Source organism: Empedobacter sp. ULE_I140, assembly GCF_053482575.1.
The window spans coordinates 3,222,486-3,239,648 of record NZ_JBQMTX010000001.1 but is presented as its reverse complement, the minus strand read 5'-3'; the positions used below and the strand labels follow the sequence as shown (position 1 = coordinate 3,239,648).

The window sequence follows — 17,163 nt, the reverse complement described above, 5'->3', positions numbered from 1 at the left end:
AAAGTAAACTATTTTGTAGAATTTAGTTTTTGAAAACGAGTATAATGATAATCCACGGCATCTTTTACCGAAATGAAATTGTAATCTAATGCTTTTACGACTTTAGAATTATCGTATTTTGTCACAGATGTTAACGAATAATAATTGGCTTTCGTCATGTATTTTCCTCCAAAAATGCGACTGAAAATAGAAAGGTTTTTAATGATTTTTAACGTTGAATTCGAAACGTTTTTTACAGATCGCTTGCTATTGATTGCGACATAATCAAATACTTCTTTGTATGTTTTATTTTCAGAAATTACAATGAATTTTTGATTAAAAAGTTGCTTGTCAATCAACTGAAATAAAATGTTGACAACGTCTCGTACATCAACAAAAGCTGTTCCGCCAGAAGGAGCATAATCATTTTTCGAGGAATTTTGTTGGAACAAACTTTCGCTTGCGCGTTTTGTATCTAACGTCCCGATGATGACACCTGGGTTAATAATAATCACCTTAACACCTTCTTGTGAAGCGCGCCAAACTTCCATCTCAGCTCTAAATTTTGAAATAGAATACGACGAATGCGTTAAGCTATTGTTCCAAGGAGAAAGTTCATCAATCATTTTTGTAACAGGATTGATATCATCCATGGAAGCAATAGAACTGATGAAGAAAAATTCTTTCACGCCAGAATCAATCGCTTCATTTACTAAAGATTCAGTTCCTAAAATATTCGTATTGAAAATTTCTTCTTCTTGACGTTCATCAAATGAAACAAAAGCCGCAGCGTGATAAATTGTCTCGATTCCGTCTAATAAATTCGGAAGTTCAGTTACATCCAACAAATCACCATCAATCCAATTGATATAGCTATAAAATTGCGATGCATTTTGTTCTGCAAAGAAATTTTCGATGGTTTTTGTGTTGGATGTTTTTCGTTTTAAAGCACGAATAGGCTGTTGCTTTTTTGCTAATTCTACCAACAAATGCGCACCAACCAAACCTGTTCCTCCCGTTACGAAAATCATACTGAATTATAAATATCTCTTTTTCTTGAACCAAAAGTAAATAAAAATTATCACTAATAACATGATAAGTAAACAAATTGGATAACCTAATTTGTAATTCAATTCGGGCATAAAATCGAAATTCATTCCATAAATACCAGCGATAAATGTTAAGGGTAAGAAAAATGCTGAAAAAACGGTAAGCGTTTGCATGATTTCGTTAGATTTCTGTCCATTTAACGAAAGATAAATTGTTAACAAACTTTGTACATCATCTACAATTTGCGAATGTAAGTGTAACATTTTTACGTTTTCTTCGTACAAATCCTGCGATGAACTTGTCTTTTTGTTATCTGCGCGATATTCTTTCAGTGCTTCAAGCGTATAATCTAATATTTTTTTGCAAGCTGTAGCTTCTCGTTTGATTTTATATAAGGTAGGAAGTTTAATTTTTCTGAAATCATCCGTAAAAATCAAATGTTCGAGTTGATTAACTTCTTCGTCCATTTGATATGCAGGCTCTTCGTAAGTTTTGATGGTTTCGGAAATAATACGATATAAAATACCTTTGATTAAGATTCTAGAAGAATCAGTATTAGCTAAATACTTTTTATGAATTTTGTCAAAAATATCCGTTTCCTTTTGATGAACAGTCACAATAAAATCTGCACCGATGTAAATACTGATTTTGTGACTAAATTCTCGAACAGTGTTTTTCAACATACGGTGTTCTTTATCAAAAAAACGAATTAACAAAAACGAAACTTTTGAATCATCTGATTCATATTTAGGTAAATGTCCAGGCTCCAAACTATCTTCAATCGTTAATTTCTGAAAACAATATTTTGTAGCAATTTCATCTAACTCAATTTTTGTTGGATTTTGTAAATTAATCCATTTGAATTTTTCATTCTCGAAAAGTGTTTGCATGACGATTAGATATTGATTATAATAATACAAAAATATTATATTGTTGAGATTAATTTTATTTATTGATTTTTCATTAAATAGGTGTTATTGTTAAAAATAATTTATTTTATTTAACAATAATTGAAAATATCACTTTATAATGTTAAAAAAACATTTTTTTTTTTTTATCATGTTAAAAAATGTTAATATTGTATTAAAATAAACTATAAATACACATGAGAAAAAAATTGACTTCTTTGTCATTGTTAGCTTTTCTTGGGTTGAGTACAGCAGTATTTGCTCAAACAAAAGGAACAGTGAATGATGCAAATGGTTTTCCTGAAGCTGATATTGAAGTTTCAGTAAAAGGAACTGATAAGGTTGCTTATACAGATGAGAATGGTAACTTTGATATTGATGCTAAAATTGGTGATACATTAATTATTGATGGAAAGGAATATATCGTTTCTAAAAATGATTTAGGTGTTTTAAAACCGAGCAAATCAGAAATTGTAGATTTAGAAGAAACAGTTGTTACAGCATATGGTTCTCAAAAAAGAGAGACTATTGTTGGATCAAATACTCAAATTAATTCAGATAAATTTGAGGATAGACCCTTAACTAATATTGGGAAAGCTTTAGAAGGAGCTTCTTCAGGAGTTCAGTTTTCTACTACATCTGGACAACCAGGAAATTCAACAAATATTAGAATTAGAGGTTTTTCTTCGTATAACTTAAGTAATGCACCTTTATATGTAGTAGACGGAGCTATTTTTACGGGCAGTTTAAGTGATATTAATCCTAATGATATTGAATCTTTAAATATTCTTAAAGATGCAGCGTCGACTTCTTTATATGGAGCATCGGCTGCAAATGGTGTTGTAATGATTACAACAAAAAAAGGAAGAAAAGGGAAAAAAGGGAATTTCACTTTCACTTCTAATACAGGTGTTGTAACAAGAGCTTACAAAGATTATGAAACTGTAGGTCCAGAGGATTATTATAGATTAACATGGACAGCTATGAGAAATGGCTATATGGAGTCAAATCCTAATGTTACAGAGCAACAAGCAAATGATTATGCATCTAAGAATTTGATTACAGGTACTTTGAAGAATAATATCTATAATGTGCCAGATGATCAGGTTATTATTAATGGACAGTTAAATCCTTTGGCTAAAAAATTGTACGATGATTTTAATTGGCAAGATTATGTGACTAGAGTTGGTAGTATTGCTCAATATAATTTAAGTTTTGCTGGTGCAGATGATAAATCAGATTACTTTGCATCTATTGGTTACAATAATGAAAAAGGGTATGTGATTAAATCTGATTTTGAAAGATACTCTGCAAGAGTAAAAGCAAATAGTAAGGTAACAAGTTGGTTGAAATTAGGAGGAGATATTTCTGGAAGTTTAACAAAATCTGCTTTAGCTGATAGTGATGGAGGATCTTCATACATAAATCCTTTTTATATAGCAAGATTTATGGCGCCTATTTATTCTCCATTTTTATATGATGCTCAAGGTAATAAAGTTTATGATATTGAAGGTAATCAAAAATATGATGGAGTTACTACAAGGGGTAGAGCAGGAGGTTCTGCTGGTAGAAATGTATTGCAAGAGACTTTATTGAATGATAAGTATGAAAAAACTACATCTGTTTTCACTAGATGGTTTGCAGAATTGCAATTAGCAAAAGGATTGACGTTAACTGGTAATTTATCTTATGATGTTCAAAATTACTACTATCAATCTTATCAAAATAATGTTGTCGGTGATGGTGCAGGAAAAGGAAGATTGTATAATCAAAATCAAAGAACTGTCGGAATTACAATCAACCAAATTTTAAACTATAGTAAATCTTTTGGAAAACATAATTTTGAATTTTTAGTTGGACATGAATCTTTCATCAGAAATGTAAAGTATAATTATCAAGGAAAAGAAGGGCAAATTATTCCGGGAATCTTAGAATTAGTAAATTTTACAACTAGTACATCTAATACAGGTTATACATGGGATTTATCTAAAGAATCATTCTTTGGTCGTGTAAATTACGATTATAATAGATTATACTCTGTTTCTGCATCGATTAGACAAGATGAATCTTCTCGTTTCTCTCCGGATAAAAATAAAGGAATTTTCTGGTCAGCTGGAGCTGCATGGAACATAGGAAATGAATCATTTTTACAAAATACATTTGTTAATTCTTTAAAACTAAGATCATCTTATGGAGAAGTAGGAAATGATGGAGGTTTAGGGTCTACTCCAGGTTATCAAGCTGATTTAAGCTTATATGGTTTAGGATGGAATAATGGATCAGAACCAGGTGTAATGTTGAGCCAAATCGGTAATCCAGCATTAACATGGGAGACTAATAAGCAATTTGATGTAGGAGTTGATTTTGGATTATTTAATAATCGTATTTCAGGATCGATAGAGTACTATAACAGAAAAAGTGATCAAATGATTTTCTCAGTACCTACTCCAGGTTCAGCAGGTGTACCAGGAAATAGTATCGATCGAAATTTAGGGACAATGCAAAATAAAGGAATAGAGGTTTCTTTAAATTTTGGAATTGTACGTAGTGATAATGTTAAATGGGATTTAGGTGTAAACGCATCAACTATAGAAAATACTATGGTTAAAATGCCAGGGGATCAACAAGAGATTATTAACGGAACTAAAAAAATTACTAAAGGAAGATCAATTTATGATTTCTGGTTAAGAAAATTCTATGGAGTAGACTCTGACACAGGACGTTCATTGTATTATCAAGATCCTACTAAAGGTGATGATGGAAATACTAAAACCATTAATGGGCAAAAATTCACATATAATCATGTAAATGCAGAATATGATTATGTAGCTTCTGCTATTCCTGATTTATACGGAAGTTTTACAACTAATTTAGAAGTGAAAGGATTTTATTTAAATGCTTTGTTTACATATCAAATAGGTGGAAAAACGTATGACGGTAACTATACTGGGTTTGTGAGTCTTAATCCAAACGGAACTGCTTTACATAAAGATATGTTAAATGCATGGACGAAACCAGGTGATGTAACGAGTGTAAATAAGTTTTCAACAAATAATACAACTCAAAATTTAGCAGCTTCTTCTAGATGGTTAGTTGATTCGGATTATTTAGCGTTTAGAACACTTACTTTTGGATATAACTTTAAGAAAAGTATGATCGAAAGTCTTGGTTTATCTAGTCTTAAAATGTACATCAGTGGTGAAAATATTGCAGCTTGGACAGCTAGAACAGGATTAGAGGCTGTACAGAGTTTTAATGGAACGACAACTTATAGATACTTGCCTTCAAGAACAGTAAGTGTTGGATTAAATGTTCAATTTTAAAATCAAACTAAATGAAAAAAATAAAATATATATTACCAGCAATATTGCTAGGTTCGACGATATTGGTGTCATCTTGTAACGAAGATTTTACAGATACAAAACCAACTTCTTCGGTTGGAGATCAACAAATTTATTCTACTGCAGATAACTTAATGGCTGCTGTGAGCGGAATGCATAGAAATATGTATGTTCGTTGGGGAGACCAAGGACAAGTTGGTTATTTTGGAATGTTGATGAGAAATGACCTTTTAGCAGACGATCTTATTTACCCTTCTGTTGGAAATAACTGGTTTGTGACTGATATGAGATGGGAGCATCAAGTTAATGATAACTCTACTGTTGCAGGTTATATCTGGAATTATTGGTACCGTGTAATTAGAAATGCAAATAATATAATTACTTACGGTAAAGATGCAACGGGGGATCCTAAATTAAAAGATCAAGCTACGGGTGAAGCATATGCTTATAGAGCTTTTGCTTTATTTGATTTGGTTCAAAAATTTAGTAGTAGATATGTCGGAGGTCAAGATAATAAACAAGATGGAGTTATTATTAGAACAGACCCTAATGATATGGGACAGAAAGCAAGAGCAAGTGTAGAGGAGGTTTACAAGCAAATTTGGGCTGATTTAGACGCTGCAGAGACTCTTTTGACAGGGAAAACAAAAGCTAATAATTCACATTTTGGAGTTGATAATGTTCAGGGTCTTAAAGCTCGTGTAGCATTAGTTCAACAAGATTATAAAAAAGCAGCTGATTTTGCTAAGAAAGCAAGAACTGGTAAAGTTTTGATGAGCCAAGAGGATTACAAAAAAGGTTTTAATGATTATACAAACCCAGAATGGATGTGGGGAGTTAGAATAGCGAGTGATCAAGATGATGTTTTTGGAAACTTTGGTGCTTATATGACACGTAATTTTAATTCAGGACAAATTAGATCAGCTCCTAAAGTAATGAGTAAAAAATTATATGACTTATTCCCAAGTACTGATGTACGCAGACAATTAACAGATCCAACAGGATATCATTTACCATGGTTTTCTGAAACAAATAGTGCTGGTAAAGTAGTAAGAAAATCTCCTTATACTGCATATTCAGCTTTTGCATATACATCTGAGAAGTTTATGACAACTAATCCAGCGAATGCTAATACTGATGTTCCGTTTATGCGTGTGTCAGAAATGTATTTAATTGAAGCAGAGGCTAAATATATGTCTGGAGATGAAGCAGGTTCAAAAACTGTATTAACAGAGTTGGTTAAAGCAAGAGATAAGTCTTTTACAAGTTTTACAACTACAGGAGTTGCTTATCTTGACCAAGTTTTATTAAATAGAAGAATGGAACTTTGGGGAGAAGGTTTTAGATTTCTTGACTTGAAAAGAAGAGGCGAAGCCTTAGATCGAACTGGTTCTAATTTTGTGACTGTTGTAATCAATAGTGTTTTTAAAGTAGAAGCGAATGACAAAAGATGGACCTACTTGATTCCAAGAACAGAAATTGAAGCTAACCCATTGTGTAAGCAAAATCCATCTTAACATTTTATATATAATTTATCCTCATAAAATTATATAGCCAAGTCAAGGTTTTCCTTAAGGAAAACCTTGACTTTTTATTTTAAACACTATTATTATCAATCTAAAAATCATAACTTTGCAACTCGTAAAAATTTGATAAAAAAATATATTAAAATACTATGAATCCATTAATTGAAGAATTGACTTGGAGAGGATTGGTTCACAATATTATGCCAGGGACAGAAGAACAACTAAATAAAGAAATGACTTCTGGTTATGTAGGTTTCGATCCTACAGCAGATTCTCTTCACGTGGGAAGTTTGGTTCCTATTTTCTTATTGGTTCATTTGCAACGTCACGGTCATCGTCCAATCGCCTTGGTTGGTGGTGCAACTGGTTTTATCGGTGATCCTACTGGTAAAGCAGCAGAGAGAAGTTTATTAGACGAAGAAACATTGAATAAATATGTAGCTGGAATTAAAGCACAATTGTCTCGTTTCTTAGATTTTGATACGAATAATGGAAATTCAGCTTTATTGGTGAATAACTATGATTGGATGAAAGATTTTTCGTTCATCGATTTTGCTCGTAATGTAGGAAAACACATTACTGTAAATTATATGATGGCGAAAGATTCAGTAAAATCTAGACTTTCTTCTGAATCGAATGTCGGAATGTCTTTCACAGAATTTACATATCAATTGATTCAAGGATATGATTATTTACATTTGTACAAAGAATTAGGTGCAAAATTGCAAATGGGAGGTTCTGATCAATGGGGAAATATTACAACAGGAACAGAATTAATTCGTCGTACAGTACAAGGTGAAGCTTTTGCTTTTACTTGTCCATTAACAACTAAAGCGGACGGAACTAAATTTGGAAAATCGGAAGGAGGCGAAAATATTTGGTTAGATAAAAACCGTACTTCTCCTTATAAATTCTACCAATTTTGGTTAAATCAAGCGGATGCTGATGCTGAACGTTACATCAAAATTTATACGTTCTTAGAAAAAGAAGCGATTGATGACTTAATCGAGCGTCATCGTCAAGAGCCACATTTACGCGAATTACAACGTAAATTAGCAACTGAAATTACAATTTTAGTTCATGGTGTTGAAGAATTACGCAAAGCAGAAAAAGCATCTCAAGTTTTATTCGGAAAATCAACTTCAGAAGATTTGAAAGAATTAGATGGAGATACTTTCTTATCAGTTTTCGAAGGTGTGCCTCAAGCAACTATTGCAAAAACTGATATCGAAGCGGGATTGGATATTGTTACTGCTTTAGCAGAAAAATCAGGCTTCTTAAAATCAAATTCAGAAGCGCGTCGTGAATTAAAAGCAAACGCAATTTCTGTAAACAAAGAAAAAGTAGCGGAAGAATTTGTATTAACAACAGAAAATTTAATTGCTGATAAATATGTTTTATTACAAAAAGGTAAAAAGAATTATTTCATCTTAATTGTTGAATAATTTTTTAGATAAAACATTTCCAAAATAGAAAGCAAGCTGAATTAAGCTTGCTTTTTGGTTTGAAAACTATTTTTTTATCTCAATTCTGAAAGATAATCTTTAATTGCTCCAGAAAGATTTCCATTCGAATTTTCTAAAACACGTAAAAAAGCACTTCCGATAATTGCTCCATCTGCGTAATTCCAAGCTTTTTCTACATCAGCTTTTGTCGAAATTCCAAATCCTATTTGATGTGGTTTTGTTAAACCTAAATTTTTAACATTTGACAAAAAATCTTCATTATAATTAGATTGTGTAGCACCAGTTGTAGCTGAACTCGAAACGATATAAACAAATCCAGAAGTTGCATCATTAATCTCTTTAATGCGTTTTTCTGTTGTTAAAGGTGTAATTAAAAATGTAACTTTTTGATCGTATTTCTCAAATAATTCTTTGTGTTGCGTCAAGTAAATTTCGTACGGCATATCAGGTAAAATCAAGCCTGAAACTCCACTTTCTTGACAATTTTGTAAGAATTTTTCTAATCCAAATGTCATTACTTGGTTGTAATAACCCATCAAAACAATTGGTGCAGAAATTTCATTTTGAACCGATTTTAATTGCTCAAACAAAATGTCCAATGTCATTCCATTTGCTAACGCTTTTTCGCTTGTAGCCTGTATTGTTGGACCATCAGCCAAAGGATCAGAATATGGAATACCGACTTCGATAATGTCAACATTGTTTTGATCTAATTCTTTTAAAATAACAGGGGTATCCGATAAATTCGGATACCCAGCTGTTGTGTATATTGTAATGAGGTTTTTATTTTTTTGACTAAATAATTGCTCTAATTTGTTCATTTTTATTTTGCTTGTTTTAATAAGATTGTATAGACTGGAAAGTGGTCAGAATAACCGTTTGCACGATAAGTATCGCCGCTCCACATACGGTTAGGGAATCCTTTATATGCACCTTCTGTCGCTTTTAAATAATCTTTGTTGTAAATTTCAGTTTTGAAGATTTTATACGTTGAATAATCTTTATTTTTTGTAACCAATGATGAAGTTGAGATAAATTGATCAAATAGATTCCAAGCATCACGATAAGCTAAAGTACCAACACCTTTTTTATATAAAGGTAACATAGGATCGTAATATCCGTTATCCGAAACTTTAGCAATTTCTCCAGCCGGATCAAATATGTTTTTAATACTTGGAGAAATAGGATCATCATTAAAATCACCCATTGCAATTACTTTTGCATTTGGATTTTTAGATTTTAACTCATCAAAAATTCCTTTCATCACCTTTGCTGCTTCCATACGAGCTGGCATCGAAACTTTTTCTCCACCACTACGAGAAGGCCAGTGATTCACTAAAAAAGTGATTTCTTCACCGTCTAATAAACCTGTAACTTGTAGAATATCACGCGTATATTTGCGTTTACCTTCAGCATCATAATTGAAAATTGGATGAGGTCTTGCATCAATAACCTTGAAACGAGATTTTTGATACAATAAACCTGTATCAACTCCACGAGCATCAAACGAATTGAAATGAACAACACCATAATCGTATTTTTTCAAAGCAGAGCTTTTTGCTAAATCTTCTAAAGTTTCTCTTGTCTCGATCTCACAAATACCTACGATTACTGGAGCAGAGCCTGTAACATCTGCGCCTAATTCGCTAATAACTTTTGAAATATTATTGACTTTTTGGAAATATTTTTCTGTATTCCATCTTTTATTTCCGTTTGGTAAAAATTCTTCTTGAAGAATTAATGGACGGATAATTTTCTTTCCTTTTATATTTTCGTACGTATAACTTTGTTTGAATTCTTCTGTTTCGTACTTCGATATGTCAGATTCTGCAATCTGAATGTGATAATTTTTGTCATTAAAAGGTAAAGTTCCATTTACATATCCAACTGATTTTATGGTGTCAAAAAGATTTTCAACATTGTAAAAGGCTACAGTTGCACTTGAATATTTGCTTTGAGCTTTAACGTTTAACGTTAAGAATAAATTAAAAATTATTAATAAAGTTAAAGATTTATTAATTTTAAACATATGTTATTAATTATGAATTTACTAAATTTGTTGTCCTATTTTTTTCGATGAAGGAAATAGAGAGCTAATTTATAAATAAAAATTCGTTTGAATGAACAAATTATTGTTAAGTCTTTCAGTCTTTGCTGCAACTGTCGCTATGGCGCAGGCGCAAACAAAGGTTACTGGGGTAGCAAAAAATGCTGCTACAGGTGAAGAGGTTTATAACCTCACTGTACGTTTGGACGGAGGAGCAGTAAGCGATGCTGCTATCACCGATCGTATAGGATATTTTCAGTTTGTAGATATTCCGGATGGAACGTACAAATTACAAGTTTATGGCGTGGGCTATGACCCATATGAAAAAGAAATCACTGTAGCAGGGCAAAAAGAGCTTGACTTAGGTGATATTAAATTAACATTTAATCCAAATACAGCAGAAGTTGGAATTATTACATTAACAGATGATGAATTATCTGATGATGAAAGTTCGACAGCTTCAAATTCAGGACTTTTACAATCTTCACGCGATGTTTTTGCTCGCGTTTCTGCGTACGAATTAGGTTCGTATTGGTTTAAACCAAGAGGTTTAGACAACAAATATAATGACGTATTATTTAATGGGGTTCGTATGAACAAAATGGATAATGGTCGTGCAACTTTTAATAACTGGGGAGGTTTGAATGATGTAACTCGTCGTCCAGATGAGTTAACATACGGAATCGAACCTTCTAATTATGCTTTTGGAGATTTAGGAGGAGTTACAAATTTTGATACTCGACCTTCAACAATGCGTAAAGGAGTAAGTTTGGCTTATTCTAATACAAATCGTTCATACAGAAATCGTGTAATGGCAACATACAATACAGGATTAATGGATAACGGTTGGGCATTTATGGTTTCAGGAAGTAGACGTTGGGCAGATGAAGGTATTATAGAAGGTACTTTTTATGATGCGTATGCTTACTACTTAGGTGTTGAGAAAAAGTTTAATGAAAAACATACTTTAAACTTAACTAGTTTCGGTGCTCCAACTCGTCGTTCTACTGGTTCACCTAATACACAAGAAGTTGTGGATTTGAAAGGTATTTACTATAATTCTTATTGGGGATGGCAAGATGGTGAAAAACGTAATGAACGTGTAAAGAAAACTTTTGAGCCTATTAATATGTTGACGCATCATTGGAATATTAATAATAAATCAAAATTAACGACAACTATTTCGTATCAATTTGGAAAAGAAAGTGGATCTCGTTTAGATTGGTTTAAAGCAAATAATCCTTCACCAACATATTACCGTAATATGCCGAGTTACTTAGCTTTTAATGGAGCGTCTGCTGATGCAATCGCAGAAAGAGAGCAATTATGGAGAAGTGGTCAAATCTCTCAGTTAGATTGGGCAAGTATGTATCGTGCGAATGAAAATAGTACGACAGGAAGAGCGGCTTATTGGTTAACTGCAGATGTTAATGAAGATAAAACAGCTACGGCTTATACTAATTTTCAAACAGAATTAACTTCAAATATAGATTTAACAATTGCAGCATCTTATCAAAATACAAAATCTAAATTGTATCGTGAGATTCAAGATTTATTAGGTGCACAATATGTATTAAATGTAGATGATTTTAATGTGACGACAAATTTACCTGTTAATCATTTTTATAATTTCAACTTATTGGATCCTGATTATGTTGCTAAGAAAGGAGATAAACAAGAGTATTACTACGAAATTAATCGTGATTATGCAGATTTATTCGCGCAGTCTAAAATTAAATCTAAATACTTAGATGTTACTATTGGGATGAAAGCTGCTTTAACGAAGTTTTACCGTGATGGAAAGTTCCAAAATGAAATGTATAAAGACAATTCTTATGGAAAGAGTAAAACATATGATTTTGTAGACTTTGGTGTAAAATCTAACTTTTTAGTAAAATTAGATGGACGTAACTTTATTCAAGCAAATGTAATGTATCAGACAGAAGCACCAACTTCTGATGAGATTTTTCCAAATGCACGTCTTAATGATGTAACTGTTAATGGAATTGAAAGTGCTAAAATATTTTCAAGTGATTTATCTTATATTTTAAGAGCTCCACGTATCAAAGCTCGTGCGACGGCTTTTTATACTAGAACAAAAGATGAGATAGAGAAGGCTTTTGGATATATTGATGGTGTTTCGGATCAAATTTTTGTTTCTGAGGTGATGACAGGTGTTGGAAAAGAATATTTAGGAACTGAGTTGGCTGTAGAAGCGCAAGTTTTACCAGTTCTTACAGTTTCTGCTGTAGCTGCTATTGGACAATATGTATACAAAGACAATTCTGATTATAACCTATATTCTGATGAATTCGGGATTAATGGAATTCCTTACAAAAATTATGGAACTGCTTATTTAGAAAACTATAAACTTGCTTCTGGACCTCAATCAGGATTTACTTTAGGTGCTGAGTATCGTGATCCTAAATTTTGGTGGGTTGGTGTTTCTGGAAACTATTTAATGAACAATTATGCAGACCCTGCTCCTTTTAGAAGAACAATTAATTTTATTACCCAAAACGGGGTTCCAGTTAACGGAGTAACAGAAGAAGGGTTGAAAGAAGTTTTGAAACAAGAGAAGTTTAGTGATGAGTTTATGTTGAATATCAATTTAGGGAAAACGTTCCGTATTGGTAAATATTCAGCAGGGATTTCAGGAACAGTAAATAATGTACTGAATAATAAAAACTATGTTACAGGAGGTTTTGAACAAATGCGTACAGGTAATTATAATAATGCAATTGATAAAAACTACCAACGTATGTTTGGTTCAAAAATGTTCTACGGAATGGGAACAACTTATTTCGCTAACATTTATTTCAGATTTTAATTTTATTAACAACGAACACAATTTAAAATGAATACAATATCAAAATTAACAATAGCTGGTGTTTTAAGCTTAGGTTTATTTACAGCGCAATCTTGTGTGCAAGATGATGATTATGCAACACCTCCAATTGAATGTAATTTACCAAGTCCTAATATTTCTTTGGCTGATTTAGTTTCTAAAGTAACTGCTGGATCTATAAAATTAGATGCTAATAAAGCAATAGCAGAAGATTTAATCGTACAAGCATATGTTATATCTAGTGACGAAACGGGGAATTTTTTCAAAACGATTTCTTTACAAGATAAAGTTGAGAACCCTACAACAGGTATCCAAATAGAAATTGACGGAAGTAATTTATATAATTCTTATCCATTGGGAGCGCAAGTACAAATTAATTTGAAAGGGTTAATAGTTGCGAATGATCGTGGAGTAATGAAAATAGGTTCTGTAGATCCGAAATATACAATTGGGCGTATCCCAAGTACAGTTATGACAAAGTATATGGTTAAAACATGTGAAGCAATCCAAACGATTAAACCAAAAGTTGTTTCTTCATTAACAGATGCTTTAAAACCTGAAAATCTAAATACATTAGTAACGATAGATGGAGTTCAATTCATTGATCCTGATGGAGATAAAACGTATGGGGTTTCAGGTGCAACAGTGAATAGAGTGATTGTGGATAAAAAAGGAAAAGAAACAGATTTACGTAACTCTGGCAACGCAACATGGTATGCAGATGTTTTACCTAAAAAAAGCGGGTCTATTACAGTAGTAGTTTCTCGATACAATTCAACTTATCAAGTATTTATTCGCGATACAAAAGATGTGAAATTTGATCAAGATAGATTTACTATTTTACCAGAAGGTGTAGAAGAAGTTAAAGGAACAAAAGAGGATTTTGAATCTGCTAAGAAGAATAATTATAATGTAGCAGATCTAACTTTAGCTTCAGGTACATGGACTTTTTCAGACGGAGGAGTTTTTGATCCATCAGATAGTGATTTAAAATCGTCAGGAACAAGTTCTGTTCGATTAAGAGGAACTTCTACTACAGTTGCTTTCTTACAATCTAAATTTTTTGTAACGGGACTTAAGACTTTGAAAGTTAAATTCGGAGGGGCTACTTTTAGCGAAGGTGCTGATGCTGATAAAGAAATTAAATTAGAAGTATTAATTTCTACAGATTTTGGAGTGACTTGGAAATCGGTTGGTGAGAAAACTAGCGAAAGAGGAAAGTTAAATTTATTAGAATTTCCAATTAATGCAGCAGCTACTGATCGTGTATCTGTCAAATTGGTAAATAAATCTTTCTTGAGATCTACTGGTAATCAATTAAGAGTAAATGTTGATGATATTGAATTTGTGAAATAATCATAATCATTTTATAATATCTAAGGCAACCAATTGGTTGCCTTTTTTGTTTTTATTAGGTTAATATATTCTTAAATATTCTTCATTTTTTAACGTGATTTCACTTTCTGAAATGTCTAAAATTGTGCTTAAATAATACCATCCCCAACCAATAATTTTAAAATAAGTAAAATCGGTTTGCCACATCTGATGAACAAAATTCGTTTTATCTTTAAATTCATTCGCTGCAGCAATTAAAATATGATTGGGAGCAGAAATTAAATCTCGTTGCTTCAATATCCGATAAACACTCGATTCTGAAATATAAATTCCTAATTCATCAGTCATCTTAAAAGCCAGTTCTCTAGCAGATAATTCAGGATAATCCAACGCTAGTTCAACAATCAAATCCTTCTGAGATTCAGGAATACTATTCCATTTACGATAGGTTGAATGACGTTTTGATTCTAAACCTTCAAATCCATTTTCTAGATAATTTGAATACCATTTATAAAAGGTGCTTCGTGCAATCCCAAACTCCTTTAAAGTTCGTTTAACTCCAATTTCAGAGCGAGTTACAATCTGAATAATTTCGTGTTTTTCACTTGCTGATAATCGCATATATTTCTTGAATTTTGTTTTTAATCCAATGAGTTCAAGGTTTTTTTACGATATCATAGCGAACAACTAAATCGGCTACAATCTCTTTTAAACGCTGGTTTTCTTTACGTAAATCACTGACATTATCACTTGTTGCTTCTCGTGTAATATCTGCGGATAATCGCTTTTTACCTGCTTCTAAAAATTCGTTATTCCACTTATAAAATTGAGATTGTGAAATAGCATATTTGCGACAAAGTTCAGCTACTGAAATCTCAGCACGTAAGGCTTCCATCACAATTATAATCTTTTGTTCCGCTGTAAATATTCGTCTTGTGTTTTGACGAATATCTTTAACAAATTTTTCAGGAGTTTTCTTTTTTGAATTTGCCATAATTAAAATTAATGCTTTTAAAAACACTATCTTAAATTTTAGGTCTAGATGTCTACTTTTTGCTGACGATTTACAATTAACCAAAAACAAATTGTAAAACATTTGATTTACGATATTTTTAAAGCTTTTTAAAGGTCTTCTTGATTTTAATAAGTAAAATAACAATAACAAAGTATAAAGTCTTTTAAAACTCAAAAAAATGACTTCAAAAAGAAGTCGTTTGTCATAGTTTCGCTTTCAAATCAAACGTTAAACATTTAATTGACTGACAAAATTACATTTAAAAATCTAACAATCAACTATTTAATAGATAAAATCTATTGTGTTTTTAAAAAAACGCCCGTCCCCCTGGTGCGCATAAAAAAGTCACGTCAAGTTGTTTTTGTTTTTCACTCCAACGAAAACATTGCATTTTACGCAAGCTCCCAAAAGTGATTTTTCAAAGAAAATCACACCCTTAAAAACTAAAATTTACCATGTTTTTGTATTTAATAAACATAGCTTATATAACATTACTTATCGACGTTCGACAAAAAACGTATATATGTTTGATTATACCCGTTGTGCATTTTGATTACTAAATAATAAAGTTGTTCATTTCATTGAAAATAAGTAAATTAATTTAACTTTAAAATATTTACAATGAACAACTTAGTTGCTAATTATGAAAGAATATTGGTAGTTCTACGAAAATATCCACAGATACACTTTTAATTTATCAACGTAGAAGACCTAAACTTTTTGATTTAGAACTCATAAGTCTTGTTTTAACAGCTGAATTTATAGGTATTGATAGTGAAAATCATTTATTTCGAAATCTTCCTTAAGTGCTAAGTTGTAAAATTGAGCGTAGTATTTACAATCGTAGAAAACGTAGATTATCAGAGTAAATTAATAGTATTCGCCTCAAATTAGCGAAAGAATTTAATGAATTTGAAAATTGTTTTATCGTTGATAGTATGCCCTTGGAGGTGTGTAAAATAGCAAGAATTAATCGCTCTAAAATTTGCAAAGAACATCAGTATAGTGCGCCAAATAGAGGTTTTTGTGCTTGCAAATGTCTTTTTATGGCTATAAACTTCATGCTATTTGTTCTTTAAATGGTGTTTTCCAGAGTATTGATATCAGTCCCGCATCTGTTCATGACATTCATTTTTTGAAAGATGTTAAAACTCAAATGTGTGATTGTTTGCTACTTGGAGATAAAGGGTATTTATCACAAACAATTCAAATTGACTTATTTAATGAAGTTCATATACAATTAGAAACACCGAAAAGATCCAATCAAAAAGAGTATAAACCTCAGTTTTATCCATTTAAAAAGTATCGAAAAAGAATTGAAACCTTATTTTCTCAACTATGCGATCAATTTATGATTAGACGTAATTATGCAAAGACTTTTGAGGGGTTTAAAACCAGAATTCTAGCTAAAATTACTGCACTTACTGTGGTTCAGTACATTAATAAAACATATTTTAATCGAAATATTAACAAGCTAAAAACTCAAATTATTTAAAGTGAAAAACGGTTAAAAAAACCTATGTTTATATTGTGGTTAGAGAAACAGTGTGTTAAAAAGTGTTAAATTCCTGTATCGGTGTATATCGAAAATGACACTTTTCTGTATCGGTTGTGTATCCGCGCTGTATCCATTCTGTATCCATTGTAT

The 17,163-nt window shown here is 31.7% G+C and carries 11 protein-coding genes and 1 pseudogene; 6 read left to right on the top strand and 6 right to left on the bottom strand.

Features of this window, described 5'->3' with window-relative positions; all coding sequences use genetic code 11:
- Nucleotides 1-8: 8 nt before the first annotated feature.
- Together ACTS9J_RS15570 and ACTS9J_RS15565 are read right to left on the bottom strand one after the other, a co-directional pair.
- Complete coding sequence (locus ACTS9J_RS15570; protein ID WP_448353446.1) at nucleotides 9-1,010, bottom strand: NAD-dependent epimerase/dehydratase family protein; 1,002 nt, start codon at nucleotides 1,008-1,010, stop codon at nucleotides 9-11.
- Nucleotides 1,011-1,016: 6 nt separating this feature from the next.
- Nucleotides 1,017-1,919 carry a CorA family divalent cation transporter gene (locus ACTS9J_RS15565; RefSeq protein WP_448353445.1) on the bottom strand — a complete coding sequence of 301 codons (903 nt, stop codon included), beginning with the start codon at nucleotides 1,917-1,919 and terminating at the stop codon, nucleotides 1,017-1,019.
- Between the two features lie 215 nt (nucleotides 1,920-2,134).
- On the opposite strand from ACTS9J_RS15565, the gene ACTS9J_RS15560 reads away from it, so the two are divergent.
- From ACTS9J_RS15560 to tyrS, 3 genes are all read left to right on the top strand, one after another.
- Nucleotides 2,135-5,260 carry a SusC/RagA family TonB-linked outer membrane protein gene (locus tag ACTS9J_RS15560; RefSeq protein ID WP_448353444.1) on the top strand — a complete coding sequence of 1,042 codons (3,126 nt, stop codon included), beginning with the start codon at nucleotides 2,135-2,137 and terminating at the stop codon, nucleotides 5,258-5,260.
- An 11-nt stretch (nucleotides 5,261-5,271) separates the two neighbouring features.
- Nucleotides 5,272-6,795: a RagB/SusD family nutrient uptake outer membrane protein gene (locus ACTS9J_RS15555; protein ID WP_448353443.1), complete on the top strand. Its 1,524-nt coding sequence runs from the start codon at nucleotides 5,272-5,274 to the stop codon at nucleotides 6,793-6,795.
- A gap of 158 nt (nucleotides 6,796-6,953) precedes the next feature.
- A complete protein-coding gene (tyrS, locus tag ACTS9J_RS15550; protein WP_280050042.1) occupies nucleotides 6,954-8,249 on the top strand; it encodes a tyrosine--tRNA ligase in 1,296 nt (431 codons plus the stop codon).
- A 74-nt stretch (nucleotides 8,250-8,323) separates the two neighbouring features.
- On the opposite strand, the gene trpA is transcribed toward tyrS, so the two are convergent.
- Together trpA and ACTS9J_RS15540 are read right to left on the bottom strand one after the other, a co-directional pair.
- A complete protein-coding gene (gene trpA, locus ACTS9J_RS15545) occupies nucleotides 8,324-9,091 on the bottom strand; it encodes a tryptophan synthase subunit alpha (protein ID WP_448353442.1) in 768 nt (255 codons plus the stop codon).
- 2 nt (nucleotides 9,092-9,093) lie between these two features.
- Nucleotides 9,094-10,299 carry an endonuclease/exonuclease/phosphatase family protein gene (locus tag ACTS9J_RS15540; protein ID WP_291047845.1) on the bottom strand — a complete coding sequence of 402 codons (1,206 nt, stop codon included), beginning with the start codon at nucleotides 10,297-10,299 and terminating at the stop codon, nucleotides 9,094-9,096.
- Nucleotides 10,300-10,390: 91 nt separating this feature from the next.
- Between ACTS9J_RS15540 and ACTS9J_RS15535 the strand changes: the two genes are divergently transcribed.
- Together ACTS9J_RS15535 and ACTS9J_RS15530 are read left to right on the top strand one after the other, a co-directional pair.
- On the top strand, nucleotides 10,391-13,147 hold the full coding sequence (locus tag ACTS9J_RS15535; protein WP_448353441.1) for a carboxypeptidase regulatory-like domain-containing protein: 2,757 nt from the start codon (nucleotides 10,391-10,393) through the stop codon (nucleotides 13,145-13,147).
- 27 nt (nucleotides 13,148-13,174) lie between these two features.
- Complete coding sequence (locus ACTS9J_RS15530) at nucleotides 13,175-14,521, top strand: DUF5689 domain-containing protein (RefSeq protein ID WP_416426633.1); 1,347 nt, start codon at nucleotides 13,175-13,177, stop codon at nucleotides 14,519-14,521.
- 60 nt (nucleotides 14,522-14,581) lie between these two features.
- Here the strand turns inward: ACTS9J_RS15530 and ACTS9J_RS15525 are convergent, their stop codons facing one another.
- Together ACTS9J_RS15525 and ACTS9J_RS15520 are read right to left on the bottom strand one after the other, a co-directional pair.
- The gene (locus ACTS9J_RS15525) at nucleotides 14,582-15,121 is read right to left on the bottom strand and encodes a helix-turn-helix domain-containing protein (RefSeq protein ID WP_416426631.1); all 540 of its coding nucleotides are present in this window, start codon (nucleotides 15,119-15,121) and stop codon (nucleotides 14,582-14,584) included.
- 34 nt (nucleotides 15,122-15,155) lie between these two features.
- Nucleotides 15,156-15,494, bottom strand: a complete 339-nt coding sequence (locus ACTS9J_RS15520) for a transposase (RefSeq protein ID WP_448353440.1) — start codon at nucleotides 15,492-15,494, stop codon at nucleotides 15,156-15,158.
- 642 nt (nucleotides 15,495-16,136) lie between these two features.
- On the opposite strand from ACTS9J_RS15520, the pseudogene ACTS9J_RS15515 reads away from it, so the two are divergent.
- Nucleotides 16,137-17,010 (top strand): annotated as a pseudogene (locus ACTS9J_RS15515) (IS982 family transposase).
- Nucleotides 17,011-17,163: the final 153 nt, after the last annotated feature.

Coding starts and splice junctions, on each gene's coding strand:
- ACTS9J_RS15525 (WP_416426631.1), bottom strand. CDS start 15,121: ATGCGATTATCAGCAAGTGAAAAACACGAAATTATTCAGATTGTAACT.
- ACTS9J_RS15570 (WP_448353446.1), bottom strand. CDS start 1,010: ATGATTTTCGTAACGGGAGGAACAGGTTTGGTTGGTGCGCATTTGTTG.
- ACTS9J_RS15535 (WP_448353441.1), top strand. CDS start 10,391: ATGAACAAATTATTGTTAAGTCTTTCAGTCTTTGCTGCAACTGTCGCT.
- trpA (WP_448353442.1), bottom strand. CDS start 9,091: ATGAACAAATTAGAGCAATTATTTAGTCAAAAAAATAAAAACCTCATT.
- ACTS9J_RS15555 (WP_448353443.1), top strand. CDS start 5,272: ATGAAAAAAATAAAATATATATTACCAGCAATATTGCTAGGTTCGACG.
- ACTS9J_RS15540 (WP_291047845.1), bottom strand. CDS start 10,299: ATGTTTAAAATTAATAAATCTTTAACTTTATTAATAATTTTTAATTTA.
- ACTS9J_RS15520 (WP_448353440.1), bottom strand. CDS start 15,494: ATGGCAAATTCAAAAAAGAAAACTCCTGAAAAATTTGTTAAAGATATT.
- tyrS (WP_280050042.1), top strand. CDS start 6,954: ATGAATCCATTAATTGAAGAATTGACTTGGAGAGGATTGGTTCACAAT.
- ACTS9J_RS15565 (WP_448353445.1), bottom strand. CDS start 1,919: ATGCAAACACTTTTCGAGAATGAAAAATTCAAATGGATTAATTTACAA.
- ACTS9J_RS15560 (WP_448353444.1), top strand. CDS start 2,135: ATGAGAAAAAAATTGACTTCTTTGTCATTGTTAGCTTTTCTTGGGTTG.
- ACTS9J_RS15530 (WP_416426633.1), top strand. CDS start 13,175: ATGAATACAATATCAAAATTAACAATAGCTGGTGTTTTAAGCTTAGGT.